This window comes from Puniceispirillum sp. (SeqCode), from assembly GCF_965657105.1.
In the GTDB taxonomy this organism is placed as follows: domain Bacteria; phylum Pseudomonadota; class Alphaproteobacteria; order Puniceispirillales; family Puniceispirillaceae; genus Puniceispirillum.
This window is the reverse complement of sequence record NZ_CBFHNB010000013.1, coordinates 1-26,186: the sequence shown is the minus strand read 5'-3', so window position 1 is coordinate 26,186 and position 26,186 is coordinate 1. Positions and strand designations below refer to the sequence as shown.

The 26,186-nt window shown below is 50.6% G+C and carries 20 protein-coding genes; 9 read left to right on the top strand and 11 right to left on the bottom strand.

The genetic code is table 11. From position 1 onward, the window contains the following. The 6 genes from aat to ACTF7Q_RS03270 form a co-directional block, all read right to left on the bottom strand. On the bottom strand, positions 1-684 hold the full coding sequence (aat, locus tag ACTF7Q_RS03295; protein ID WP_438996425.1) for a leucyl/phenylalanyl-tRNA--protein transferase: 684 nt from the start codon (positions 682-684) through the stop codon (positions 1-3). 37 nt (positions 685-721) lie between these two features. Further along, a complete protein-coding gene (accC, locus tag ACTF7Q_RS03290) occupies positions 722-2,062 on the bottom strand; it encodes an acetyl-CoA carboxylase biotin carboxylase subunit (protein ID WP_438996424.1) in 1,341 nt (446 codons plus the stop codon). A 5-nt stretch (positions 2,063-2,067) separates the two neighbouring features. Then, entirely contained in the window at positions 2,068-2,556 is a 489-nt protein-coding gene (gene accB / locus ACTF7Q_RS03285; RefSeq protein ID WP_438996423.1) for an acetyl-CoA carboxylase biotin carboxyl carrier protein, read from the bottom strand. Between the two features lies 1 nt (position 2,557). Next, entirely contained in the window at positions 2,558-3,007 is a 450-nt protein-coding gene (gene aroQ, locus ACTF7Q_RS03280) for a type II 3-dehydroquinate dehydratase (protein WP_438996422.1), read from the bottom strand. 192 nt (positions 3,008-3,199) lie between these two features. Further along, complete coding sequence (locus ACTF7Q_RS03275) at positions 3,200-3,940, bottom strand: DsbA family protein (RefSeq protein WP_438996421.1); 741 nt, start codon at positions 3,938-3,940, stop codon at positions 3,200-3,202. An 81-nt stretch (positions 3,941-4,021) separates the two neighbouring features. Next, a complete protein-coding gene (locus tag ACTF7Q_RS03270; protein WP_438996420.1) occupies positions 4,022-5,392 on the bottom strand; it encodes a M48 family metalloprotease in 1,371 nt (456 codons plus the stop codon). A gap of 287 nt (positions 5,393-5,679) precedes the next feature. On the opposite strand from ACTF7Q_RS03270, the gene ACTF7Q_RS03265 reads away from it, so the two are divergent. Then, positions 5,680-6,849 carry a pyridoxal phosphate-dependent aminotransferase gene (locus tag ACTF7Q_RS03265; protein WP_438996419.1) on the top strand — a complete coding sequence of 390 codons (1,170 nt, stop codon included), beginning with the start codon at positions 5,680-5,682 and terminating at the stop codon, positions 6,847-6,849. Positions 6,850-6,940: 91 nt separating this feature from the next. On the opposite strand, the gene ACTF7Q_RS03260 is transcribed toward ACTF7Q_RS03265, so the two are convergent. After that, entirely contained in the window at positions 6,941-9,505 is a 2,565-nt protein-coding gene (locus tag ACTF7Q_RS03260) for an Rne/Rng family ribonuclease (RefSeq protein ID WP_438996418.1), read from the bottom strand. A 517-nt stretch (positions 9,506-10,022) separates the two neighbouring features. Between ACTF7Q_RS03260 and ACTF7Q_RS03255 the strand changes: the two genes are divergently transcribed. The 3 genes from ACTF7Q_RS03255 to prfB all read left to right on the top strand — a co-directional run bounded on the left by ACTF7Q_RS03255 (position 10,023) and on the right by prfB (position 15,281). Then, positions 10,023-11,438 carry an N-acetylmuramoyl-L-alanine amidase gene (locus tag ACTF7Q_RS03255; RefSeq protein ID WP_438996417.1) on the top strand — a complete coding sequence of 472 codons (1,416 nt, stop codon included), beginning with the start codon at positions 10,023-10,025 and terminating at the stop codon, positions 11,436-11,438. 114 nt (positions 11,439-11,552) lie between these two features. Then, on the top strand, positions 11,553-14,102 hold the full coding sequence (locus tag ACTF7Q_RS03250; RefSeq protein ID WP_438996416.1) for a penicillin-binding protein 1A: 2,550 nt from the start codon (positions 11,553-11,555) through the stop codon (positions 14,100-14,102). A 69-nt stretch (positions 14,103-14,171) separates the two neighbouring features. Next, a complete protein-coding gene (prfB, locus tag ACTF7Q_RS03245; RefSeq protein WP_438996415.1) occupies positions 14,172-15,281 on the top strand; it encodes a peptide chain release factor 2 in 1,110 nt (369 codons plus the stop codon). Positions 15,282-15,334: 53 nt separating this feature from the next. Here the strand turns inward: prfB and ACTF7Q_RS03240 are convergent, their stop codons facing one another. Then, positions 15,335-16,168 carry a ferritin-like domain-containing protein gene (locus ACTF7Q_RS03240; protein WP_438996414.1) on the bottom strand — a complete coding sequence of 278 codons (834 nt, stop codon included), beginning with the start codon at positions 16,166-16,168 and terminating at the stop codon, positions 15,335-15,337. 22 nt (positions 16,169-16,190) lie between these two features. Next, positions 16,191-16,649, bottom strand: coding sequence for a peroxiredoxin (locus tag ACTF7Q_RS03235; protein WP_438996413.1), 459 nt, complete (start codon positions 16,647-16,649; stop codon positions 16,191-16,193). Positions 16,650-16,804: 155 nt separating this feature from the next. Here ACTF7Q_RS03235 and ACTF7Q_RS03230 point away from each other — a divergent pair, with 155 nt between their 5' ends. Further along, positions 16,805-20,488 (top strand): YhdP family protein, encoded by a 3,684-nt coding sequence (locus ACTF7Q_RS03230; protein WP_438996412.1) that lies wholly within the window; start codon positions 16,805-16,807, stop codon positions 20,486-20,488. Here the strand turns inward: ACTF7Q_RS03230 and tyrS are convergent. Next, a complete protein-coding gene (gene tyrS / locus ACTF7Q_RS03225) occupies positions 20,485-21,729 on the bottom strand; it encodes a tyrosine--tRNA ligase (RefSeq protein ID WP_438996411.1) in 1,245 nt (414 codons plus the stop codon). The two genes, ACTF7Q_RS03230 and tyrS, sit on opposite strands and share 4 nt — an antisense overlap. A gap of 57 nt (positions 21,730-21,786) precedes the next feature. Next, positions 21,787-22,449, bottom strand: a complete 663-nt coding sequence (locus ACTF7Q_RS03220) for an alpha/beta hydrolase (RefSeq protein ID WP_013045897.1) — start codon at positions 22,447-22,449, stop codon at positions 21,787-21,789. 110 nt (positions 22,450-22,559) lie between these two features. Between ACTF7Q_RS03220 and cysE the strand changes: the two genes are divergently transcribed. From cysE to mnmA, 4 genes are all read left to right on the top strand, one after another. Continuing rightward, complete coding sequence (gene cysE / locus ACTF7Q_RS03215) at positions 22,560-23,309, top strand: serine O-acetyltransferase (RefSeq protein WP_438996410.1); 750 nt, start codon at positions 22,560-22,562, stop codon at positions 23,307-23,309. A 35-nt stretch (positions 23,310-23,344) separates the two neighbouring features. Continuing rightward, on the top strand, positions 23,345-24,487 hold the full coding sequence (locus ACTF7Q_RS03210) for a cysteine desulfurase family protein (protein ID WP_438996409.1): 1,143 nt from the start codon (positions 23,345-23,347) through the stop codon (positions 24,485-24,487). Between the two features lie 65 nt (positions 24,488-24,552). After that, on the top strand, positions 24,553-24,867 hold the full coding sequence (locus ACTF7Q_RS03205; RefSeq protein WP_438996408.1) for a 2Fe-2S iron-sulfur cluster-binding protein: 315 nt from the start codon (positions 24,553-24,555) through the stop codon (positions 24,865-24,867). A gap of 11 nt (positions 24,868-24,878) precedes the next feature. Beyond that, positions 24,879-26,138: a tRNA 2-thiouridine(34) synthase MnmA gene (gene mnmA / locus ACTF7Q_RS03200; RefSeq protein ID WP_438996407.1), complete on the top strand. Its 1,260-nt coding sequence runs from the start codon at positions 24,879-24,881 to the stop codon at positions 26,136-26,138. The last annotated feature ends 48 nt before the right edge of the window (positions 26,139-26,186 follow it).

Below are 26,186 nucleotides of genomic sequence, written 5' to 3'. Positions count from 1 at the left end.
TTAGCTGTCCACTGGCTTTGATAGCGTGTCCAGAAACCCGATTGTCAATTCATCTGCTGCGGTGCCAAGCCGCAGATCAGCTGATGATGCCATCGCCTGTGCCAGCCTATCCTGAAAGGCGTCGCGTGATATTTCAGTGATGCCGAATTGCACCAGATGTGGGTTGGTGAACTGCGCATCAAGTATCTGAAAGCCACCAGCCTTTAGCCGAGCCATAAGATGTACAAGGGCTATTTTCGAGGCATCGGTGGCGCGTGAAAACATGGACTCGCCAAAGAATGCCGCGCGTAAAGCCACTCCATAGAGGCCGCCAACAAGCCTGTTGTCATCCCAAACCTCAATGGAATGGGCAAACCCCATCTTATGTAAAGCGATATAAAGCGCACGAATATCCTTATTGATCCAGGTGTCAGTGCGATCATCTGCCAGTTCGGCGCAGCCTTTGATAACGGCTGGAAAATCATGATCGATGGTGACATTGAAAGGGGTCTTGCGCACAGTGCGGCGCAGGCGGCGGGGAATATGAATGCCCCTACCAACAGTATCATCCAGCGGGATCAAGGCGCGCACTTCCGGATCATAAAAGCGGATATCATCGCTGTCATGCGCGTCAGCCATAGGAAACACCCCAAGCGCATAAGCCTTGATCAATGTTTCCGGTGCAAAAGCATAGGTCTGTGGCATCCGGCTATTCCCCGAATAAAGCCCTATATCCCATTGGTTAGTCAGCTAGAAAAACTTCTTCCAGCCAGCGGATATTATAGCTTCCGTCTTTAATGCCATCGGCGTCAACCAAACGCAGATGAAGCGGCAAAGTGGTCGGAATTGGCTCGACAACAAATTCCTGCAAAGCGCGTTTCAAACGCGCTAGACAATGATCGCGGTCATCACCATAAACGATTAGCTTGGCAATTAAGCTGTCATAATAGGGCGGTACGGAATAGCCCGAATAGAGACAGGAATCGACCCGCACGCCAGGGCCACCCGCCGCATGAAAGGCCGTGACCTTGCCAGGAGTCGGCATAAATGTTTCGGGATGTTCAGCATTGATCCGACATTCGATCGCGTGGCCAGTGAATGTGACATCTTTCTGACCAAAGGATAAAGGCTTGCCAGCCGCGATACGAATTTGCTCGCGCACAAGATCAATGCCGGTAATGGCTTCGGTGATCGGATGTTCGACTTGTAGGCGTGTGTTCATCTCGATAAAGAAGAACTCGCCGTTCTCATAAAGAAATTCCATTGTGCCGACGCCAAGATAGCCAAGTTTGCGGGTAGCTTCGGCGGCAACTGTGCCAATTTGGTGACGTTCATCGGCGGTCAAAGCCGGTGAGGGGGCTTCTTCGAAAAGTTTTTGATGGCGGCGTTGGATCGAACATTCGCGTTCGCCAAGATGCACAACATTTCCATGCGCGTCGGCGATGACCTGAACCTCGATATGACGTGGCAGGCCAAGATAGCGTTCCAGATAAACCGTATCATCGCCAAAGGCAGCTTTGGCTTCGGCGCGGGCAGCGCTGAAAGCTTCGGCAAGATTATCGGCAGTTTCGGCAACCTTCATGCCGCGGCCACCGCCACCAGATGCAGCTTTGACCAAAAGCGGGTAGCCAACTTTGGCGGCAATTTTGCGCGCTTCATCTATTGTATGAACTGCACCAGGGGAACCTGGCACCAAAGGCAAGCCAGCCGCTTCAGCGGTGATCTTGGCTTCAACCTTGTCACCCATCGCGCGGATATGATGTGGCTCTGGCCCGATAAAGGTCAGCCCATGCGCCGCAACAATTTCGGCAAAATCAGCATTTTCCGACAGAAAACCAACGCCAGGATGCACAGCATCAGCACCAGTAATGGCGGCCGCCGACAGAATTGCCGGAATGTTGAGATAGGATTCGGCGCTGCTTGGCGGGCCGATACAGACTGACTCATCTGCCAAACGGACAGGCATGGAATCCGCATCAGCGGTTGAATGGACAATAACACTGGGAATATTCATTTCCTTACAGGCACGGAGCACCCGTAAAGCAACGTCACCACGATTGGTAATTAGAATTTTTTTGAACATGATACTTATTCTATAATAACTAGGGCTTCACCAAATTCTACTGGCTGGGCGTTCTGCACAAGGATAGTCGAGACTTTGCCTGCTTTTGGTGCGGTTATAGGATTCATCACTTTCATGGCCTCGACAATGAATAATGTCTGACCAGCCTTGACAGTGTCGCCTTCGGAAATAAAGGTAGGGGCATCAGGTTCGGGCGATGTATAGACGGTGCCAACCATTGGTGATGGGACCGCGCCGGAATGGCTGGCTGGATTTGTAGGCGCGCTGGCGCTAGGCGCTTCGGCTATAGCTGCGGCAGTCGCTTCGGCAGGCGCAACGGGTGCAGGCGCCGCTGCCGCAACGGGCATTGCTCCAGTTACACGTGACAGACGGATTGACACAGCTTCGGTTTCATATTCGATTTCCGCCAGCCCTGACGCATCAAGAATGTCAGCCAGTTCCTGGACCAGTTTGGTTTCGGATTTGGACGAAGTTGATTTTGGTGCAGATGCCATTTTAGCTCTCCGTAAGCGTATCAGCGATAAAATTAATAGCCATGTAATAGGATTGTGCGCCGAATCCGGCAACAACGCCTTTTGCAATGGCGGAAATAAGGGAAACATGCCGGAAAGGCTCGCGGGCATGGGTGTTCGATATATGCACTTCGATTACGTCACCAGCAAATAAAGCCAGCGCGTCACGCAAGGCAACCGAGGTATGTGTCAGGCCGGCGGCGTTGATCACGATCCAGTCAAACTGTCCAGATGCGTTCTGAATCTTGGTGATGAGCTCGCCTTCGCAATTTGAATGGAAGCTATCCATGCTCATGCCAGCTTTGTCGCATCGTTCAGCACAGCCCGCCACAATATCAGCCATTGTCACATGCCCGTAAATATCGGGTTCACGTGAGCCAAGCATATTAATGTTGGGGCCGTTCAGGACCAGAATGTGTTTCGATTTCGTCATGAGCGTCACAATACACTTAAATGAGCCGGTAGGGAAAGCCCTAGAACAAAATCCGTTCTAACAGAAGGATAGAATTGTTATATTCCCTGCTTTGGGCTTGCCTTCAAAGTTTCACTTTTATGTCAAATTTATCTCGAATATGCGTGAGGTTTCTCTCAAATTTGGATGAAGTCTATTGAAATTACAGGGCGTTTAGCCTTGTTTGGCGCGCTCGGCCGCGATTAAACGCCGAAATTCATCAATATCTACCGCGCCCCGCACCACAGTATCACCAATAACCAAGGCTGGCGTTCCGGTCAGTTTTAAGGCTTCGGCCGCTTGCCTTGTGCGTGCAATGATCGTTGCAACCGCACGACTTTCCATATCGATTTTCAGCTGATCGGTATCGATACCAGCCTCGGTGGCGGCCTGCATTATGCTCTGGGTGGTGACTTTGCCGCGATAGGTCATCATATTGATATGGAAATCGGTAAATTTGCCTTGTATTTCGGCGGCAATACCGGCCTGAGCCGCGACCAGAGAGGACTGGCTGAGGATCGGAAATTCCTTGACCACGAGACGGATATCACCATCGTCGCGTAACACTTGCTGGATCGGTTCGAAAACACGTTTGCAATAGCCGCAATTATAATCCGAAAACTCATAGATCACCAAACCCCCATCGGGATTACCCATGCTTGGGTCACCAGCATCATCAAACAATATCTGCATGGCCACTGCTTGGCGCGCCAGATCTTCGCGCTTAGCCAAATCCATCAGCGCATCGCGCACGACTTCTGGATGCGCCATGATATAGTCCTTAACAATGGCTTCAAAGGCGGCCTTATCACTGTCTTTGACATCCGCATGCGCTGGTGATGTAAATCCTGCTGTTAAAGCCATAGCGAACATGGACATAACAGTCAGTACGACAAAGTGATAGATTTTGGACATTCAAGGCTCCTGCGCAAATTGTGCCATGGCAATGCTGATACACATCTGCTTACAACAAGGTGTAATATAAGTGAACCGTTATCATGGGTCTTTGGTGCCATAGCGAAACAAAATGTCATTGGCACGGTTTCGGATGATATTGTCGAGACCCTTGCGTGCCAGAACCCGCTTTGACAAAAGTACGGCGCGGTCGGTGTCGCCAGTCAGCAAGGCTTCGTCAGCTAGGCTCATATCAGCATAGGAAATACGCCCCGACCGGCCATAAGCAATCGCAAGCTGTCGCCGTACAAAAGCCCAGTCTGGCTCATGACTGGCGGCTTTTTCGATGGCTTCAATGGCACGATCAAGTCGGGGTTTCTGATTGGTTGCGATCAGGGCACGCCCCAGATTCAGAAGGATTTGCGGACTGTCGGGACGCACCGCTATGGCTGTTTCATAAGCGCTGGCGGCATCGCTGGCACGCCCCATTGATAATAATATATCACCGCGAAACTCGTGAAAAAAGACATCGTCCGGCGCGCCTGTGATCAGCGTGTCAATATCGTTCAGGGCCGCGCCCAGATCTCCGCGCCGATAGGATGCAATCGCATGGCCATAGCGGGTATTGACCGGATCAGGTTCCTGATAGCGCAACACATCTTGCGGATTTTCAGTCCAGGCGCGCATTTTGGCGGCAAGGCGAGCCATCAGCCGGTTTATACGTCCCGGCAGAATATTATCGCTGGCGGCTGATTGATTGACGTGATCCTGATATGTGGTGAGCCGCGTTTCGGCACCCGGATGCGTTGTGTAATAAGAGGATTGACGGCTTTCAGGCAAAGCGCGCTGACTGGCCATGCGCTGCATCATATTGCGCAGTCCCAAAGCCGAGTATCCGGCATCATCAAGTATCTTTAAACCTAGTTCATCAGCAACCGATTCATCACGGCGCACCGAGGCCAGCAAATTACGTTGCGCGCGGTCCTGACCCCCAATCATCACACCAACGGCGGCATCATTTGATCCGGTGCCAGCCGCCAACGCAATCGCCGCAATCGCTGCTAATGCCGAGGCCATCTTGGCATCGGCCATCGCCTCTCCCCGGCGCGGCACATGCCCCGCGACGATATGGCCAAGCTCATGTGCAAGAACGCCAATCACCTCGTCCGGACTTTGGGCTTTCAAGATTAGCCCCGAATTTATGTAAACCGTCCGCCCCCCTGCAACAAACGCGTTATATTCGGGGGCAATCACAATGCGCACCTTGATCTCGTCAGCTTTAAATCCAGCCGCAATGGCAAGCGGGCTTATGATGTCTTCAAGTCCCGCTTCCAGCTCGGTATCCCGGATCAGATAGGCGTTGGCTGACGTGATGGTGGCGATCAGGCCCAACAGCATTGCGGTGATGATCGCGATTGACCGAACCATAAGCAAACGCAACGCAATGGGGCTTATTGCGGTGGGCTTGTGCATTATTGAAGTCTCTGCGCGCTGCATGAAATGGTGCCTGTCGTGTCTTGCGGTGTCGTGTCTTGCGGTAATGTGATTTTGCAAAATAATGATACAGTATTAAGCCGATCAAGGTTTAAAAGCATCATCATCTATATATGTGGCAAAAATAATCCCTTTTGAAACGGGCTTAAAGTTTGCATAAAAAACTATTTAGGGCTAGGCATGACACTTCATACACAATTTTATGTCTTAAATTGCTGGCATAATTAATTTTAATTGCTTAAAACAGAGATATTCAAAGAAAATCAATGACACTGAAATCAACAACCAGCAATCAGCTCTCCCCTTTTCTAGCCATGTCCATGATGCAGCGTGCCCAAACCATGGAAGCTACAGGCCATGATGTGCTACATCTGGAGGTGGGACAACCCTCGACGCCAGCACCAGCTGCGGTTTGTGACGCTCTGACAAAGTCACTATCCACACTATCTTCGCATGGTTATTCGGTTGCCCTTGGTCAGAAAAGCCTGCGTCAGCGTATCGCGGCGCATTATCAGGATTGGTATGGCGCGCGGCCAGATTGGCAAAATATTGCGATAACACCCGGATCATCGATGGGCTTTGTGATTGCGTTCCTGTCGGCGTTTGATCGCGGTGACAAGATTGCCATCACCACACCGGGCTATCCTGCTTATCGCAATATCATGATATCACTGGGATTAGAGCCTGTATCACTGCCAGCACGAGCAGAACAGAACTGGATTGCTGATCTTGATGCACTTGCTGATACAGGTGATCTGCCTGATGGGTTGCTTTTGGCTAGCCCAGCCAACCCAACAGGTGTGGTGATGAGCGATGCAGAGATCAAAGCGGTCTGCGCCTGGTGCGACAAACATCAGGTACGCCTGATTATGGACGAAATTTATCATGGGCTGTCTTTTAAAGGGCCAAGCACGTCGGCGTTTGTGCATAATAAGAACGCGATCATCATCAATTCATTTTCCAAATATTTCTGCATGACAGGTTGGCGGTTGGGCTGGATGATTCTGCCTGACGATTTACGCGAAACAGCCGAACGGCTAGCCCAGAATCTCTATATTTCGGCTACAACGCTTAATCAGTATGGTGCGCAGGCAGCGTTTGATTGCTATGACGAACTGAACGGGCATATTGAACGGTATCAGGAAAATCGCGATATTCTTCTGCATCATTTACCCCCGGAATTTCTGGGGAATGCGGCACCCTCTGATGGGGCGTTCTATCTTTATGCTGATATCAGCGCCCTCACGTCTGACTCAATTGTCTTTGCCAATCGTCTGCTTGAAGACACGGGCGTTGCTTGCACAGCTGGGGTTGATTTTGATCCTGAAGAGGGACGGAAATTCCTGCGTTTATCCTATGCCGGTAGCACAGATGATATCCGTAACGCCTGCCAGCGGATCAATGATTGGCTTCCGCGTCTAGCCAAAACGGCATAGGGCTATTCCGAAACCTATATAGGTCAATATCAAACTAACAAAAACGCCGCCAGCATGAGCTAGCGACGTTTATCTATCTTTTTTTGAGGTTCTAGCCGCGTGACCACCAGCCACGACGGGTTTTGCCTGCTGGCTTATTACCATCAACATCGACTACATCCTGCGGTGCCGAGCTGATAGGTGCTCGTGCATCTGCGGTGGTAGCGTCATTATCGGAACCATTGCTGATAGCTGTGGCCGTGTCAACCGACGATGCTGCCTTGTTGGCGGCTCGGTTGGCTGCTGGGCTGGCGGTCTTTGCTGTGCCTTTCTTGGCGGCCACTTTGCGGGGGGTTTTCTTTGCCGCAACTTTGGTCTCGCTATCAGCATCAGCATCAGCCGTACTGGCTTTCGTCGATGCTTTTGTTGCTTTCTTGGCCACGGCTTTCTTAGCTGCGGCTTTCTTTGGCGTGGCTTTGGCAGGCGCATCATCTTCGGCTGTTATATCATTATCAGCTTTTGCCTTTGGCGCAGCTTTCTTACGTGCCTGACGCTTTGGCTTAGCCTCACCTTCAGTAACGCTGGCCGTTGTATCAGCGTTATCGTTGCTCTGGGCTTCTGGCGTTTCAGCTGATACGGCTTCGGTAGCTACCGATGTGGCTTTACGTCCACGGCCGCGGCTTTTCTTGGCAGGGGCTTTATCGGCGGTACTGGCGGAATCAGTGGTCGCATCGGCAGATGCAACAGTATCGCTTCCAGCGTCCGATGTTGCGGTCTGGCCTTCATTTTCGTTATTCGAGCCATCATCATTTGCTGCAATGTCATTTTCATTACCGTTGCGCCGCCGCCGACGTCTGCCACCACGACGTCCACGACGCCGCCGTTTTGGTTGATCTTCATCTGACGCGGCATCATTGTCACCAGCGTCACTGGCCGTCTGGGCGTCTTCATCTGTATCTGCCGTGTCCGCTGTATCGCTAGCATTATCGTTTCTAGCGTCTTTGTTATCGGCGCGATTATTATTATTGGCTGGTTTAGGCGACCCACGGTTTTGCTGTTGCGGGGCTTTGCCTTGCCAACCGACGCGTTCGATCCGATATTCTGGCGAGATCAGCGTGTCATCTGACAAAAGCATAATGATAATGCCGTATCGGCTTTCCAATTCAGCCAGCGCATCGCGCTTATGATTGAGTATAAACAGGGCAATGTCCCGATGCACGGTGATGTGCATTTCGTCCATTTTACCTTTTTGCGCTTCATCCTCAATCGAGCGTAATGTTTGCAGGGCGGCCGTATCGACCGAACGAACCCGTCCAGTGCCTTCACAATGTGGGCACAAATCGCTGGTTGATTCATTAATGCTGAGACGCAGACGCTGGCGTGACATTTCGAGCAGTCCAAAATGGCTTATAGAGCCGATCTGGATACGCGCCCGGTCATTGCGCATGGCGTCTTTCATACGGCGTTCAACCGCATTTTGGTTGCGGTTTTCTTCCATATCGATGAAATCAACAACAATCAGACCTGACAGATCGCGCAAACGTAACTGGCGTGCCAGCTCGTCAGCCGCTTCAAGATTGGTTTTGAGGGCAGTTTCTTCGATATTACGTTCGCGTGTTGACCGCCCTGAATTGACATCGACAGCAACCAGAGCTTCGGTCTGATTGATCACAAGATAGCCACCTGATTTCAGCGTTACCTGCGGGCTATGGATCGTGTCCATCTGGCTTTCGACGCGATAATGCTGGAATAGCGGGATCGCATCTTCGTGCTTCTTGACCTTTTTGACATGGCTTGGAATCAGCATTTTGATATGATTGCGTGCGGCTTTATAGGCCTCTTCGCCTTCAACCAAAATTTCTTCGACTTCGCTGGTATAGATATCGCGGATTGATCGTTTAATCAGATTGCCTTCTTCGTGAATGATGCAGGGGGCTTGGGACTCAAGCGTGCGTTCGCGAATGTCATTCCATAATTTGGAAAGATAGGCGTAATCACGGGCAATTTCGGTTTTGGTGCGTTTGGAGCCGGCGGTGCGGACAATCACCGCCATACCATCGGTAATATCCAGCCCACCAACAACAGTCTTTAGCCGTTTGCGATCAGCAATATTGGTAATTTTACGGCTAACACCTCCACCGCGGCTGTTATTTGGCATCAGCACACAATACCGTCCCGCCAAAGACAGATAGGTGGTCAGCGCCGCGCCTTTATTGCCGCGTTCTTCCTTTACAACCTGAACAAGCATGATTTGCTTGCGGGAGATGACTTCCTGAATTTTATATTTGCGGACTTTGCGCGCTGGACGGATTTCGTCTTCGTCACCGTCTTCACCGCCAACAGTTTCTAGACCGTCTTCGGCGTCTTTCTCGCTATCCTCATCCTGGGCTTCGGCACGATCGGCCGCCAGCAAGGCTTCGCGATCTTCGATGGGGATGCGGTAATAGTCCGGATGGATTTCACTAAACGCAAGAAAACCCTGGCGGTTACCGCCATATTCGACAAAGGCAGCTTGCAAGGACGGTTCTACACGCGTTACTCGTGCCAGATATACATTGCCTTTTAGTTGCTTGCGATTTTCGGTCTCATAGTCAAAATCTTCAATGCGTGTTCCACTTAGAAGCACAACCCGCGTTTCTTCGGATTGTCGTGCATCTATCAATAGGCGCTTGGTCATTCGTTTGTCTTTCCCCGGCGTTCGACACTGTTATCCCGCTAGGGCTTGAAAATCTGAGTGTTGAAGGCAGGTAATGTTGATTCAGACTGGTATCATCAGCTTCAAACAGCACAACATCCGAGCAAGAGGCTCTTTGAAAGTGTTTTGATGTTATTGGTGTTAGCATTATGCAGTCCAAAGTTTGTGTTATTAGGCATGACGCCGTTGGTGATTGACCGGTCTGTCTCAGTCGCGGGACACTTTATAAACAAGGTCTGGCTTAACTGCGCCGATCATCCACCGGTGGCGGAAATTCATTGTTTTGGTATATTTCATGCGGCGAAAATTGCGACATTGATACTTACCTAGATACGTTATACACCCGTGATAAGGTTTTTGCCAATAGGTCAATTATCACGCGCTGATTTAAGAGTACGAAACAGACTAATTGCGATATGGTATTCTGACCTGAAAAGTTGCGTCCATGCTCAATTGTGAGGCTGAATAGTTATTTTCAATGCGAAAGACCTTTTGATATATGCTGGCATCTGATTTTGAAATCTGTTCATCACATGCGATATTATCATTTGCGAGGCTGTTTCTGCGCAATGCTGTTGGGTATCTGCATGGTTTGATCCCCATTCTGCGATCGGTTTCGGGTGGTGTTCTTGTGCTTTCCATAGTGCTGGTGTCACCATCATATGCAGCCGGGAATAATGTCACCGCCATTCGGCTTGGCGATATATCTATTGATGGAGTTAAAGGTCTTCGGCTTGTCATCGAAACCAAAAATCCTGCAAAAGCATCAATGCTGTTGTTGGAACAACCCTACAGGCTGGTGGTTGACCTTGAACAGACTGGCTGGCAGGCATCAAATTTACCGCGTAAAGGGGCTTTATCCAAATCACCAGCCCGTGCCTACCGCTTTGGCACGCCAAAGCCTGATACGGGTAGATTAGTGATCGAACTTTCCGCGCCTGCCGCCCCGCAACGCATCTTTCGGCTGCCGCCAACAGCAGGCGGGCATCGGCTTGTTATCGATATGATTGATAATGGTCCAACAGCCTTTACACTGGCGGCACGGGCGCTTGCCGCGCGTCCGGATTTGACGGCCAAGGCACTGGCCAGAGAAATATCCAACGCAAATGGCGTTAGTACAGTGCCTGTCAAAAGAACCGTGACTGTGCCAAAGCCCAAGCCAGACAGTGCAGGTCAACTCGCCCCTGGTGAACAGATTGTTGCCATGGCGGTGCCAAAACGCCCCCCCCAGAAATGGGTTGTCTTTATTGATGCTGGACATGGGGGCAAGGATCCGGGCGCCATCGGGCTGGCAGGAACTAAGGAAAAGGACATTACACTAGCCGCTGCAATCGAATTGGCGCGGCAATTGAATGCAACTGGCCGCGTGAAAGCCATTCTGGCGCGCACAGATGATCGGTTTTTGAAATTGCGCGAACGCATAAGACTGGCGCGGACGAAAAAGTCTGACTTGTTTATATCTCTGCACGCGGATTCAGCGGCGAATAAATCGGCGCACGGCATGTCCGTATTCACCTTGTCAGAAACCGCATCAGATAAAGAAGCTGCCGCCTTAGCGCGTAAGGAAAATAAGGCAGATTTGATTGGTGGCCCTGATTTGGGGGTTGAGGATTCCGATGTGGCCAGTGAATTGTTGCGTATGTTCCAGCGTGAATCGATGAATCAGTCAACACATTTTGCCAGCGATATTCTAAGCCAGATACGTGATTTGCGTGGCGGTGATCGCCGTGGACATCGTTTTGCCGGCTTTGCTGTGTTAAAGGCACCTGATATGCCATCGGTTCTGGTGGAGATGGGGTTCCTGTCAAACCGCAAGGATGAAGCGAATTTGCGATCATCAAAATACCGCCGCCTGCTGTGCCAACGTCTGACCAAGGCCATCATTAGCTATCTACAGAAACATGGTCCCAAATGAGTCAGCGGTTCTGTTCTGGGACGGGATATTTGACATCGTCGAGGCCATATCTCATGATCGGGGCATCAATGTGCAAACCAGTGTGTAAATTTCAAGAAAATTGTGACCAGTTCCGTGTCTGATAATTCGCTAAATAATAATGATGATGATGGAACTGGATATGACGCTGGTAATGGTTATGCGCCGCCGTTAAGGCATGCCATATCATCGCCTAATTTATGGTCTATCTTGCGCGGCATGACAAAAGCTTTATCGATCATTATTTCGCTGGTTATCATCGCCGGAATTGTCGGCATTTCGGCTGTGCTGTGGGTTTTCTGGACATATGGAAAAGGGCTGCCGGATTACCGCCAGCTGGCAAAATATGAACCGCCTGTGGTGACCCGTATTCATGCTGGCAATGGCGCGCTTCTGGCTGAATATGCCAATGAAAAGCGGCTTTTTGTGCCTATTGATGCGATACCGCCGCAACTCATTCATGCGTTTATATCTGCCGAGGACAAAGCCTTTTACAGTCATTTTGGCCTTGATTTAAAAGCCCTGACGCGGGCGATGGCGACAAATGTTGTCAATTATGGGCGTGGGAAACGCCTGATTGGGGCTTCGACCATTACCCAGCAGGTTACAAAGAATTTTCTATTAACCAATGAGGTGTCAATCGACCGCAAAATCAAGGAAGCGATATTGTCATTGCGCATGGAACGCGCCTTTACCAAAGATCAGATTTTGGCGCTATATCTCAATGAAATCTATCTTGGTATGGGCAGTTATGGTGTGGCGGCGGCGGCGCTTAACTATTTCGACAAAGCGCTTAACCAGCTTGATCTGGATGAAATGGCCTATCTTGCGGCCCTGCCAAAGGCGCCTAGTAATTATCATCCAATCCGCAAAACCAAGGCGGCGGTGACCCGGCGTAACTGGGTGCTGAACCAGATGCAGGAAAATGGTTATATTTCGGCTGAACAGGCTGAAGCAGCTCAAAGCAAGTCGCTGGTGATCGTGCCGGATACAGGGGCTGATGGGGCTGATGCGCCCTATTTCACTGAGTCAGTTCGCCGTCAGATCATGAAAAATTATGGCGAAGAGGCGCTTTATGGTGGGGGGCTGTCGATACGCACGACCCTTGATCCGCATCTGCAATCGCTTGCTGAAACTGCGCTGGAACGTGGCCTTGAAGCGCTTGATCGTCGTCAGGGTTGGCGTGGTCCGCTTGGCCGTCTTGAAGCTGGCGAGGATGTTGCCCAAACGTTGGCGCGCTATCAGAAACAGCTGCGCCCGCAACATTATGCCGCCCTGGTTACCGATGTGGCGCGCCGCGAGGCCCAGATTTATGTGAATGGCAAAGCCGCGACAATACCTTTCAAGCTGGCATTCTGGGCCTATCCGCCGCGAGATGCCGACGGGGTGCGCCCGCAGCCGCTTACGGATCTGCGCGATGCCATTTCGGCAGGCGATATTGTCATTGTCCAACCACCATCCGAAACGCCTGATCTGATCCGCGATGGTTTCAAGCCAGAAGCGCATCATTTTGCCCTGGGCCAGCGGCCAGCGGTGGAAGGCGCGATTGTGGTAATGGATCCGCATACAGGTAGGCTATTGGCGATGAGTGGGGGGTATAATTACGCTGATTCCGAATTTAACCGTGCCGTGCAAGCGATGCGCCAGCCCGGTTCGGCATTCAAACCCTTTGTCTATCTGGCAGCCCTCGATAATGGTTATGCGCCAACCACACGAATTCTAGATGCGCCACTGGTCGTTGATCAGGGTGTGGGCAAGCCTAAATGGAAGCCGGCCAATTATACCAAGCGGTTTTATGGCCCGTCGATTATGCGCGTTGGCATCGAAAAGTCACGCAACCTGATGACAGCGCGTCTGGCAATGAAGCTGGGCATGCCTGAAATCCAGGATTATGCGCGCCGGTTTGGGATTAATGAAGATTTGCCGCCTTTATTGTCAATGTCGCTTGGTGCGGGGGAAACCAATCTGATGCGGTTGACCTCGGCCTATGGCATGCTGGTCAATGGCGGCAAGCAGGTTACGCCAAGTTTGATCGACAGGATCCAGGACCGGCATGGCAAAACCATTTACCGGCATGATGAACGGCAATGTGACGGCTGTGAAAACGCTTTATGGGACAATCAAGCTATTCCCGATTTGCCTGACACGCGATCGCAGCTGACCTCGCCAGCGTCGGCATTCCAGATGGTATCGATGCTCGAAGGTGTTATTCAGCGCGGAACAGGTCGTTTGCTATCACGGCTTGATCTTGTGCTTGCTGGCAAGACAGGAACCACCAATGACAATACGAATGGCTGGTTCATTGGCTTTGCACCGGATATGGTAGTGGGTGTATTTGTTGGCTATGACAAGCCGCGCCCGCTTGGCAAACGGGAAACAGGCTCGACTGTGGCAGTCCCCATCTTTGGTAATTTCATGGTCAAGGCACTTGCCGATAAGCCGGTGATACCGTTCCGTCGTCCGAATGGTATCTCTATTATTCCCGTACATGCCGAAACTGGCGAGCGGGTGTTGCCAACCCATGAAAAAGCTATCCTTGAGGTGTTCAAACCAGGTCAGCGGCCAGGTGGTCAGTTAATCGATGCGCCAAGTAGTGCTAACAGCAATGGGGCAGACAATGGACTGGCGACACAGGAATTATTCTAGATTATATAAACTTGTCAGCGTGGCGTTGTCGGTTTAGGAACGTGCAAGCTTTATAAACAGAGAGAGACGATGCAGGCCGAAACTCAAGCCAAAATCGATGTTATTTCATCAACGCTGGAATTGTTACGCAAACATGTCAATTTCGAGATGGCAGTCACGCGTCTGGGTGATCTGGAAGCGCAAACAACCATGCCCGATTTCTGGAACGACCAGGCGGTGGCACAGGATGTCATGCGAGAAAAAAACCGGCTTGAGCGTCAGATTAATCTTATCAAGGACATGCAAGCCGAAATGGATGATTCTGTAGCTTTGATCGAGCTTGGGATTGCCGAGGGCGATGATGATGTGGTCGCCGAAGCCGAAGCGGCGCTGACAAAGCTTGTGACCGAGGCGGATAAACGCCAGCTTGAAAGCCTGTTATCCGGTGAAGCTGATGCGAATGATTGCTTTCTAGAAATCCATGCAGGTGCTGGTGGCACCGAAGCACAGGACTGGGCGCAGATGCTGGTTCGAATGTATGGTCGCTGGTGCGAACAGCGTGGCTATAAGGTGCATATGATCGAAGAAAGTGCGGGTGAAGAGGCAGGTATCAAATCAGTGACCATGCGCATTGACGGTGAAAATGCTTATGGATGGCTGAAAACCGAATCCGGTGTACATCGCCTTGTGCGCATTTCGCCTTATGATAGCTCGGCACGGCGGCATACCAGTTTTGCCAGCGCATGGGTTTATCCAGTGGTCGATGATAATATTGAAATTGAGATCGAGGATAAGGATCTACGCATTGATACTTACCGCGCTTCGGGGGCTGGTGGACAGCATGTGAATAAAACCGACTCGGCGATCCGTATCACCCATCTACCGACCAATATTGTTGTGCAATGCCAGAATGACCGGTCTCAGCATCGTAATCGGGCAACGGCTTTTAATATGCTTAAAGCGCGTTTATACGAGTTGGAATTGCAAAAACGTGAAGAAGCCGCGTCTGATGCCGCCGCCAGCAAAACCGATATAGGCTGGGGCAATCAGATACGTTCATACGTTCTGCATCCTTATCAGATGGTCAAGGATTTGCGCACGAATGTCGAAAAAGGCAATGCCCAAGGTGTTCTTGATGGCGATCTTGATAGTTTTATCGAGGCCAGCCTTGCCGCCCGCGTCGGTATGCAACGCGAATAGGCGCGCCAAGAGGCTGTAACGATTATTATCCAAAACCGTTTAATCGATTGCATTTAGCCCGGAATTGCCGATGAAACAAGATCATCGCGATAGGAAAGCGGGCCATAAAACGCTGCCGAGAAATGGGCTGCCTCACGGGCTTCTATATTAAAAGGCGGCTTAAGCGGGCCTTTGAAATAGCGTTTTACCAGCATATGCCAGCTGCTGACTGGATCGCGCCGATGCAAGCCGCATACATAGTCAAACCAACGCTTGCCAATCAGAACATGCCCCACTTCGTCACGCATGATAATGCCAAGCGCGTCGGCCGTTTCACTGTCTCCAACAGCATTGAGTTTGTCGATCATGGTTGGCGTGACATCAAGCCCACGTGCTTCCAGCACCAGAGGTGCGATTGCCAGACGCCCCAGTAAATCATGCGCGGTTTCCTGTGCCGCTTGCCATAATCCGTCATGGGCAGGTAAATCGCCATAATGTGCATCAAGTAAAGCCAGCCGGTCATTGAGCATCAGAAAATGGCGCGCTTCATCATCGGCAACGGACAGCCAATCATGATAAAAGTCGCGTGGCAAATGCTGGTCAGTGAACCGGCAGGCCATATCAAGCGCCAGATCAATCGCGTTCAGCTCTATATGGGCGATGGCATGTATCAAGGCGACGCGGCCAGCGATGCCACCGGTAATACGGCGTTTTGGCACATCGCGCGGTGGCCGTAATGCGGGCAGGGGCGGGCGTCCGGGACGCTCAGGCGGGGCGCATGTGCCAATATCGGTAATGTTGCCAGCATGCCATTGCGCAACCAATGCCCGTGTATTACGGGCTTTTGCCACAGCATCTTTGGTGGCAATACAATCGACAATGCCGCTAGTCAGCGAAGCGTGGCTCATATCTGCTTTGTCTCATACCTATTTATAGGGCGCGTGCCGCTTCAAGGACAGCTTCGGCATGTCCGTCAACTTTTACCTTTGGCCATGTTTCAGCCACGGTGCCCTCAGCGTCAATCAGAAAGCTGGCACGCTGGATCCCCATATATTTTTTGCCATACATTGATTTTTCGACCCAGACGCCAAATTGTTCACAAATATCGGTTTCATGGTCAGCGCCCAGAAAACAGGTCAGGCCATATTTTTCCCGAAACTTGGCTTGTTTGGCAGGCTTGTCTTTCGAGATGCCGATCACCACACAATTAGCGGCGGCAAAATCATCGATTAATTCGGAAAAGCCGATGGCTTCCTTTGTACAGCCAGATGTGTCTGCACGTGGAAAGAAAAATACCACCATTTTTTTGCCATGATGATCTGTGATATTGAAATCATCCTTATCTGTAGGTACGACGAATTGAGGAACAGCCATTCCAGTTTCAAGCATATTAAATTCTCCGGTTTTTCTTGGATCGGATTAATGTTAGCACTCTGAACTATTAAATAGGAATGATAGTGATGTCTGCAAGACAATGTTATATTGTCACTAGCATTCATACTATCTAGAACAACCGAATAACAGGAGTCATACGGGTGTCTTTAATGGGCCATACATCAGGCGCAGGCAAGGTGAAGCTCCTATTCACAACATTACTCCTTATTATTATTCTGTTTGGTGGCATCGTTGGCTTTGTAATCGTGCAGGCAGGTGGTATACGCCAGATTCTGGAATATGAGCTTTCCAAAATATCTGCCGAGGTATCTGCGGATGTTGGCGCGGCGCGATTAGCATTTTCCATTTCACCAACTCCTCTATCTGTAATGGCAGAAAACATCACCTTTAGTTTTGATGATGGCGCTGTCATCGTGCCTGAAGGCGAGGTCAAATTTGGTTTTAAAAGCCTGTGGACAGGTATGCCGCTGGCGCTCAATTTGCGGGGCATCGAAATTCAGCTTTTCAAATCGGCAACAGGCTGGTCAGGTTCGGAATCTACCGCTTTGCTTAACGCCTTGCTGGGGGTGCCATTAGACAATGTTGCAAAGTCGGAAACTGACCCTACGAAAGATAATAATCGGTTAAATTTTGCAGGTTTGAAACAGATTAGTATTGAGACTGATCTTGTTACGATTACCGACGCCACAGGCGCATTGGCACCGATCCAGCTTACCAGTATTTATATTGACGCCCAGCTCGAAGAGTCAGGGCAGATTGCTGGTGGCGTCCGCGGACAAAGACTGATCGATGGCGTAGATGCGGGGCGACTGGCGATTACATTTGCCGGTTTGCCGACAGGCGAAGATTTCATTACTGACATCACCGCAGATGAACTCAATCTGGCAGATATTGCCGAATATCTTGATCTTGAAATGGTAAGGCAAAGTCATTTCGGCACATTGTCTGGTTTTTTGAAAGTGCAGATGCGGCGTCAGGCTGTCACATCCATATTTGGTGATGTTATTGTAACCGATGGTTATCTGTCACAAACGGCTAATCAAAAACGTGGCGCGTTTAAGTCAGCCGAGATTGCGTTTGACTATCTTAGCCATATTGATGTTGCGACAGTGGCCAAAGCACAAATCCTGCTGGATGATAATCGGTCTTTCACCTTTTCCGGTGATATTGAAAAGCTTAGCGCGCCAACGCCGATCTTGTCAGGGAAAATCGATGCCAATAGTGTGCGGTTACAGTCAATTTTTGATGATTGGCCAGATGACCTTGCCCCCGCATTAAAGGCTCAGCTTCAAAGTCAATTTTCAGGCGGGATCGTCAGCAATCTGGGTGCCGAATTTATCGGAACCTTTAATCGTGACACGTCTGTTTTAAAATTATCAAAGCTTGATTTGGCAACAAAATTTGACAGTGTCCGTGCCAATTTATCCAGAGGTCAGATCCGACGTATTGTTGGTACTGTTGGTGGCGCCATGGATGTTAATATCGGTGTTGGTGGCGAGGTAAAAAGTGCCAATCTAGAACTTGATCTGAGCAATGGTTCGGTATTGCTGGAAGATTTCACAAAATCGATGCCAGTGCAAAAGGCCGCAGTAAAGATGGCGGTTCGCAAAGATGATCTGACGATTGAGAGCTTTACCGCAGATTTTGCCGATGGGGGTGCAATCACGCTGAATGGTAATATAATTGTTGCGCCAGACTGGACGCCGCGGGATTTCAGCGTAAGTCTGGAAGCTGATAATCTTGATACGCGCTTTTTTCAGGCCTTATGGCCAAGCTGGGCGCTGGCAAAAACCCGAAGCTGGATGCAGGCTAATCTTCTGGCAGGGCATGTTGATAATGCCCGTATATCGATGACAGGTGCTTATGTGCCGGAGACTCAAAAACCGGCACTCAATGACATTTCAGGTACAGGGTCATATCGGGGGGCGACGGTTAGATGGGCACCTGATATGCCACTTATAACTGGCATTGACGCCAATCTTGTACTGAATAATGACGCCTTTAATATCACCACGTCTTCGGGACAGCTCGAAGATTTTGTTCTTGAAACTGGGCGGGTGACGATTGGCCCGATTTTGACCAAAAACCAAAGAATGATCGATCTGTCGTTAAAGGCACAAGGTGGAATGGCAACGGCGCTGGATATTTTTAAACGTACCGGTCGTAGCAAGGTAGGCGCAATTGATCTCGAAAAGCTTACCATATCTGGGGATACCGAACTGTCACTAACATCACGGTTTCCGTTAGGCAATGGGGCTAAATTTACTAATGCCGACACGGCTATAAATGCCACCACGCGCAATGCCACAATCACGGGTCTACCGTTTGGCATCAATCTGGAATCGGCGGCAATGATTGCCTCATTTGAAAAGAATAAGGTTGATATTACTGGTGACGCGCGCGTTTTTGATATGCCTGCCAGCTTTACGTTTCAAACCAACAAAGCAACGCGTGAAGTTGATTTTGTAGGGCAGTTTGAATCATCACCGATTATGACGGGTATTTTTGCCAAAATGTCCGGCCTTGATATTGAGGGTAATGCCAGTGCTAAAATTGGCTTTAGTTCATCGACTGGATGGAATAATGCACAGATTAACCTATCCACAGATCTGACCAACGCTTCGATCAATGTGCCAGTATTGAATTGGGCGAAGTTTCCGGCCGAAGATGGTATTGTGAATGCCAGCTTTGTGCTTCGTAACGGCGTGGTAACAGCCATACAGGATATTGATCTGTCACTAGGCACGCTGGTCGCCAAAGGACAGTTAGCGCTTGGGGTTGATGGCAGTTTGCAGGCAGCCTTTTTTAACAAGCTGACAATGCCAGGCAATGATATACGTGACCTGATAGTCGAAACAAGTGCCAAGGGTGGCTGGAGCGTTAGCGCGGCTGCCCGCACGATTGATCTGGTGCCATTGCGACGCAATAAGGGTGTTGGTGGGGGCGCGCCAATTCGTTTTGATGTAACCGCTGACACGATTTATATCGACGCACAAAACGCTTTATCCGGCCATATTCAGGGCGCGCGTGATGAAGCGGGCAATGGTCAGGCTGTGTTTTCCGGCACGTTGTTGGCCAAAGGTAAACCATTGGTCAGCGAAGGCCAGATGACAGTTGATTTTGGCCCACGCGGTGATCACCTCAGCGGCGTAGGCCTTATTGGTGGTGCCGAAACGCAGATCACATTTAATGGCAATGGCGGCGAACAGGCAGTCCTTGTTCTGACCTCCAAAAATGCGGGACGTATGCTGTCCGGGCTTGGAATTACCGATGCAATACGCGCAGGATCTGTCCGGCTTGAGAATAACTTCATTAGCACCGATTTTTCTTCCTTTAATACCAACATCACGCTTGCAGATTTTAATGTGGTCAAAGCCCCGCGGGCAGTCCGTATATTTTCGCTTTTGGGGCCAGCAGGTATCATCGGTCTGGTTGAAGGCGAAGGCACGGCCTTTAGCAATGGCGTTGCAAGGTTTGAAAAACGCGGCTCGGATATTTCTATCTCGCGCATGGAAGCCAGCGGTGGGGCTGTCAGCGTGGCTGTTGTGGGGCGCTTTAACAACAAAACACGTCAAATGGATATTTCTGGAAATCTTGTGCCAGCTAACCAACTTAGCAAAATAATAGGGGCGGTGCCGCTTCTTGGGAACGTGCTGACAGGCATTGATAAGTCTGGTATTTTTACGACCCAGTTCAGCATGATCGGCGATATCGATGATCCTGAAACATCAATCAATGCGGCGTCATTGGCACCAGGTGTTCTGCGAGATATATTCAGTCCGGAATGGCTAAAGCGCGAAAGCGAACGTCTGTTTGGTGCGGATGCTGACTAGCCAGCAACAAGCATGGCATGACGTTTTTTGCCAGCTGATATCTTGGCCTTGCCATCGATAAAATCAGCCAATGTCAGGCGCATATTTTCGTCATTAACAGCTACATCGTTCACCCGTGCACCACCGCCGCGTATCAAGCGTCGCGCTTCGCCGTTTGAGGTGGCAAATCCGACAGTTTTTAGTGCTTCGACCATGTCCAGCCCGTCAGCCTGTCCTGCCGCAAGATTAAATTGTGGCAAACCGTCTGAAACGCCCGATCCGGCAAATGTTTGCTGGGCTGTTTGCATGGCATGCGCGGCCGCCTCTGTGCCATGACACAGGCTTGTCGCTTCATTGGCCAGAATAATTTTGGCTTCATTGATGTCGGCACCTGCCAAAGCGCCTAGCCGATGCACTTCACCCATAGGCAATTCGGTAAATAATGCTAGAAAACGGGCAACATCTGCATCTTCGGTGTTGCGCCAGAACTGCCAGAAATCAAATGCTGATAATTTATCGTCATTCAACCACACCGCTCCATCGGCAGATTTGCCCATCTTGGCACCCGAAGCCGTGGTGATAAGCGGTGACGTAAGACCAAAAATTTCCTGTGCATCGACGCGGCGGGTCAGATCGATGCCGGTAACAATATTGCCCCACTGATCCGATCCCCCCATCTGGAGCAGACAGCCATAGCGGCGGCGCAGCTCGAGAAAATCATAAGCCTGAAGAATCGCATAGTTGAATTCTAGAAATGAAAGCGGTTGTTCGCGATCAAGCCGCAATTTGACCGAATCCATGCCCATCATGCGATTGATAGAAAAATGCGGGCCAAAGTCACGCAAAAACCGGATATAGCCAAGCGTATCCAACCAATCGGCATTATCAACCATAATCGCATCAGTCGGGCCTTCACCAAATTTCAGATATTTTTCAAATACCTTTTTGATGCCGTTCTTATTCGCTTCGATATCCTGATCTGATAGCAACGGGCGGGCTGTATCCTTGCCTGATGGATCGCCTACCTTGGTTGTACCACCACCCATCAGAACAATCGGCTTATGCCCGGTTTTCTGCAAAATACGGAGCATCATGATCTGCACCAATGACCCAACATGCAGGCTATCGGCCGTACAGTCAAAACCGATATAGGCTGGTAAAACCTTGGTGCTGGCTGCATCGTCTAGCGCTTCGATATTGGTAGCCTGATGAATATAGCCGCGGTCGGTATAGTGCTGGATAAGATCAGATTTATGGGTCATGTCATTCAATTCTATTCAATATAGAGTGCAAAAGTCGTTAAAAAACATTTGCCTCAATCAGGCAAGCGGGTCGAAATCATCTTCGTTAATCGAGTCGTTCAGATAAGCTTCGACACGTTCAATCATTGGGTCAAGATGCTCGGTAAAGAAGTGGTTTGCCCCAGGCAGAACATCAACGGTAATATTGACGCCCTTTTGGATTGATAGGCGTTCAACTAGCTTTTCGACACTTTCGGGTGGCACCTGTTCGTCCAGCTCGCCATGCATGATTAATCCAGATGCCGGGCAGGGCGCTAGAAACGAGAAATCATGCGTAACAGCAGGCGGCGTCACCGAGATAAATCCCTGAATTTCGGGGCGGCGCATCATAAGCTGCATACCAATCCATGATCCAAACGAAAAGCCAGCGATCCAGCATTGCCGCGATGATGGATTCTGCGCTTGCAACCAATCCATAGCCGTTGCCGCATCGGATAATTCGCCTTCGCCATTATCATATACACCCTGGCTTCGGCCAACGCCGCGGAAATTGAACCGCATGACGGAAAACCCGCGCGCTTGGAATAATTTGTAAAGAGCATAAGTCACCCGGTTATTCATGGTGCCGCCTTTATCTGGCTCCGGATGCAAAATTAACGCTGTTGGGGCGTCACTTGCTTCGGCAGGCATATAGCGACATTCAAGGCGACCTTCAGGGCCGTTAATGATGACCTCAGGCATATTTTTTCTGCTCCACTTGTGCTATTGAATGAACGGCTTATATCTTAATAAGGCGCGATCGCCAAGCCAGCTTTGTGCAGATCGTTAACCAGATGAGAGAAACTGCAATCATGTTTGCAAATTTGAACCGTGATCTAAAGGCAATTATGACGCGTGATCCCGCGGCTAGCAATCGTTTTGCCGCGGTGATTCTATATCCAAGTTTTCATGTCATGGTGGCCTATCGACTGTCGAATCCGCTGTGGAAAATCGGGCTGCGTTTTGTTGCGCGCTGGATTATGCAGATTGCCCGCTGGCTCACAGGCATCGAAATTCATCCTGGTGCGACCATTGGCGGCGGTTTTTTTGTCGATCATGGGTCAGGCGTCGTGATCGGTGAAACAGCCATAATCGGCGATAATGTAACCTTGTATCAGGGGGTCACGCTTGGAGGGGTGTTGCCAGCGGTAGATGCCGCATCGCAACGTTCGGTCAAACGCCATCCGACTTTGGGCGATGATGTGATCGTTGGCTCAGGTGCCCAGATTTTGGGTAATATCACCGTTAATCGTTGTGCGCGTGTTGGTGGTAATTCGGTGGTCACCAAAGATGTGCCAGAGGGCGCAACCGTTGTCGGTGTTCCGGCACGCCAGATGACGAATAAGACAGCGCCGAAAACTGTTGACGAGAGTTTTCAGCCCTATGGTGTTCATGATATGGCCAATGCCGATCCGCGTGAACGCATCATCACCGCGCTTGTTGATGAAGTACAAAGCTTGCGTGCCCGTCTCAATGATATGGAAGATCGAGTTTCGTCAACCCAGCTTCATAACAAGGCAGGAAAAACCAGCCAGCCAAGCAGGCGTTCTAATAAATCTTGATTATCTTTTTTAGTTTTTAGCTGGAACTATGCGTTATGGGAAAAAGCCCACTTTATTTTGATAATAATGCTACGGCACCGCTTCGCCCTGAAGCATCGGCGGCGATGCATAAAGCGATGGGCGCACCAGCGAATCCGTCATCGGTACATTCGTTTGGCCGCACGGCACGGCTGACCGTTGAAGCGGCGCGTGAATCGGTTGCTTTACTGGCAGGATCAAGAGCCGCAGATGTGGTGTTTACCAGTGGTGGCACCGAATCCAACAATCTGGCACTGGCTGGCTTTAGGCATGTTGTCATCTCGGCGATCGAGCATGACTCGGTGCGCGCCCTTACCGGAGATACCCTTAACGTAGATACCCTTACCGGACAAGCTGGTGCCGAAACCAGCGTCATCAATGTGACATCAGACGGGGTGATTGATCTGGAACATGCGCGTGCTGTGCTTGCCGGATTACCTGATGATTTAAGGTCATCAACAATTTTATCGGTAATGGCGGCCAATAACGAAACAGGCGTTATTCAGCCCGTAGCCGAACTTGTCGCGTTGGCTCGTGAAAATAACATAGCTGTGCATAGCGACATGGTGCAGTTGCTGGGCAAGGATCATTTCAATTTTGCCGCGCTGGATCTGGATTATGCTAGCCTGTCGGCGCATAAAATTGGCGGACCGGCGGGTGTCGGTGCTTTGTTGGTCAAACCGGGTAATGCGTTGCAAAGTTTGCTACGGGGCGGCGGTCAGGAGCAGGGACGTCGCTCAGGCACAGAAAACTTTATCGGCATTGCCGGATTTGGCGCCGCTGCATCGGCTGCCTTTGGCGATGTGGCGCATTATGAAGCAATGTCTAAATGGCGTGACCAGTTTGAAGATATGATGCTGGCGCATATGCCAGAGGCGCACGTTTTTGGCCAGCAGGTGCCGCGCATGGGAAATACCAGTTGTCTCGCAATCGCAGGCAAGTCTGCCGAAACCATGGTTATGGCACTTGATATTGCGGGTGCCGCGATCAGTGCCGGATCAGCCTGTTCATCAGGCAAGGTCAAAGCAAGTCATGTGCTGGCCGCGATGGGGGCTGGAGATCTGGCTGGTCAGGCTGTCCGCATTTCGGGGGGCTGGCAAACTAAGAAAACCGACTTTGAAAGGCTTGCAGATGTCTTTCTTGGGCTGTACAAGCGGTAGAATTGAGATCGGTAGTTGCGTGCAAGCCGATGATACAACCAAATCAAATAGGAGTGGTGACGGCGATGCCAAACATCATCTTTGTAAAGCCAGATGGCACTGAGTTGAATGTCAACGTCAATGAGGGCGTGACTGTGATGGAAGCTGGCCGCGATGCCAATCTTGGTATCGAAGGTACCTGTGGGGGCTGTTTGTCTTGTGCAACCTGTCATGTGATTGTTGATGCAGACTGGTTTGCCAAAACCGGAGCGCCAAGCGAAGATGAAGAAGATATGCTCGATCTTGCGTTTGGTTTGACCGAAACATCACGTCTTGGTTGCCAGCTGAAAATGTCAGCCGAGCTTGACGGCTTACGTCTGACAATTCCGGATGATATATAGGGATTATAGCAATGTCTGTGGCTGAAACAGCTAGCCAAAATGCGCACATTGCCAGGGCATCTGCGTCGGGGCAGGCTACAGATAGGCCGACTGCTGATCTATCAGCCATAAACTCGCTTGGCTTTGCCAAAGCCCCTGCCGATACTCGCGTTGTCGTGGCAATGTCAGGCGGTGTTGACTCATCCGTCACGGCTGCGATGTTGCATGATGAGGGCTATGAAGTCATTGGCATCACCTTGCAGCTTTACGATCATGGTGTGGCGGTTCAAACCAAAGGCGCTTGTTGTGCGGGCATTGATATTCACGATGCACGGACAGTTTCGGCGCGACTGGGCATTCCGCATTATGTGTTGGATTATGAATCTAAATTCCGCGACCAGGTGATGGAAGATTTTGCCGATAGTTATTTGCGCGGAGAAACGCCTATCCCTTGTGTGCGCTGTAACCAGACAGTCAAATTTACCGATTTGCTGACAACCGCGCGGGAACTTGGTGCGGATTGTCTGGCTACCGGGCATTATGTCCAGCGTCTTCAAACGCCGCAAGGGCCAGTATTACGGCGCGGCATTGATGCGTCCAAGGACCAATCCTATTTCCTGTTTGCGACCACCGCCGAGCAGATGGATTATCTGCGCTTTCCGCTGGGTGGGCTGACCAAGGATGAAACGCGCGATCTGGCGCGCAAATATGGTTTGGCGGTCTCCGAAAAACCTGACAGCCAGGATATCTGCTTTGTACCAAATGGCCGCTATGGCGATGTTGTGCGGCGTTTGCGACCAGGTGCGGTCGAGGCTGGTGATATTGTGCATCTTGATGGCACTGTTTTGGGCCAGCATAAGGGTGTGATCGATTATACCATTGGTCAGCGTCGCGGACTTGGCATTGGCGGGCGCAAGGATGCTGATGAAGCTGATGGCCCGTTATATGTTGTTGGTATTGATGCGGCCGCGCATCGTGTCATTGTTGGCCCGCAAAGCGCACTTGCCTGTTATGAGGTGCATCTGAGCGAGACAAGCTTGGGTGCTGGGGGTGGTGCGCCTGTTGCCGGGCATCCAGTGCTGGCACGCTTGCGCAATACCGCCCCAGCGATGCCTGCCATCCTTGAGGCAGGTGAGGGCGGCTGTGCGGTTGTGCGGCTGAATGATCCGCAATTTGGCATTGCCGTGGGGCAAGCAGCTGCAATCTATGATGCGGCTGATCCTGAAAATCTGCTTGGCGGGGGGTGGATTTCGGCCGCGCCGCTAGCAGGTGTAGATGGTGAGCTATCCTAGGCCTATCCTATAGTTTCCGCACTATAATCGTCAAATATATATATGTTT

Coding starts and splice junctions, on each gene's coding strand:
- aat (WP_438996425.1), bottom strand. CDS start 684: ATGCCACAGACCTATGCTTTTGCACCGGAAACATTGATCAAGGCTTAT.
- accC (WP_438996424.1), bottom strand. CDS start 2,062: ATGTTCAAAAAAATTCTAATTACCAATCGTGGTGACGTTGCTTTACGG.
- accB (WP_438996423.1), bottom strand. CDS start 2,556: ATGGCATCTGCACCAAAATCAACTTCGTCCAAATCCGAAACCAAACTG.
- aroQ (WP_438996422.1), bottom strand. CDS start 3,007: ATGACGAAATCGAAACACATTCTGGTCCTGAACGGCCCCAACATTAAT.
- ACTF7Q_RS03275 (WP_438996421.1), bottom strand. CDS start 3,940: ATGTCCAAAATCTATCACTTTGTCGTACTGACTGTTATGTCCATGTTC.
- ACTF7Q_RS03270 (WP_438996420.1), bottom strand. CDS start 5,392: ATGCACAAGCCCACCGCAATAAGCCCCATTGCGTTGCGTTTGCTTATG.
- ACTF7Q_RS03265 (WP_438996419.1), top strand. CDS start 5,680: ATGACACTGAAATCAACAACCAGCAATCAGCTCTCCCCTTTTCTAGCC.
- ACTF7Q_RS03260 (WP_438996418.1), bottom strand. CDS start 9,505: ATGACCAAGCGCCTATTGATAGATGCACGACAATCCGAAGAAACGCGG.
- ACTF7Q_RS03255 (WP_438996417.1), top strand. CDS start 10,023: ATGCTGGCATCTGATTTTGAAATCTGTTCATCACATGCGATATTATCA.
- prfB (WP_438996415.1), top strand. CDS start 14,172: ATGCAGGCCGAAACTCAAGCCAAAATCGATGTTATTTCATCAACGCTG.
- ACTF7Q_RS03240 (WP_438996414.1), bottom strand. CDS start 16,168: ATGAGCCACGCTTCGCTGACTAGCGGCATTGTCGATTGTATTGCCACC.
- ACTF7Q_RS03235 (WP_438996413.1), bottom strand. CDS start 16,649: ATGCTTGAAACTGGAATGGCTGTTCCTCAATTCGTCGTACCTACAGAT.
- ACTF7Q_RS03230 (WP_438996412.1), top strand. CDS start 16,805: ATGGGCCATACATCAGGCGCAGGCAAGGTGAAGCTCCTATTCACAACA.
- tyrS (WP_438996411.1), bottom strand. CDS start 21,729: ATGACCCATAAATCTGATCTTATCCAGCACTATACCGACCGCGGCTAT.
- ACTF7Q_RS03220 (WP_013045897.1), bottom strand. CDS start 22,449: ATGCCTGAGGTCATCATTAACGGCCCTGAAGGTCGCCTTGAATGTCGC.
- cysE (WP_438996410.1), top strand. CDS start 22,560: ATGTTTGCAAATTTGAACCGTGATCTAAAGGCAATTATGACGCGTGAT.
- ACTF7Q_RS03210 (WP_438996409.1), top strand. CDS start 23,345: ATGGGAAAAAGCCCACTTTATTTTGATAATAATGCTACGGCACCGCTT.
- ACTF7Q_RS03205 (WP_438996408.1), top strand. CDS start 24,553: ATGCCAAACATCATCTTTGTAAAGCCAGATGGCACTGAGTTGAATGTC.
- mnmA (WP_438996407.1), top strand. CDS start 24,879: ATGTCTGTGGCTGAAACAGCTAGCCAAAATGCGCACATTGCCAGGGCA.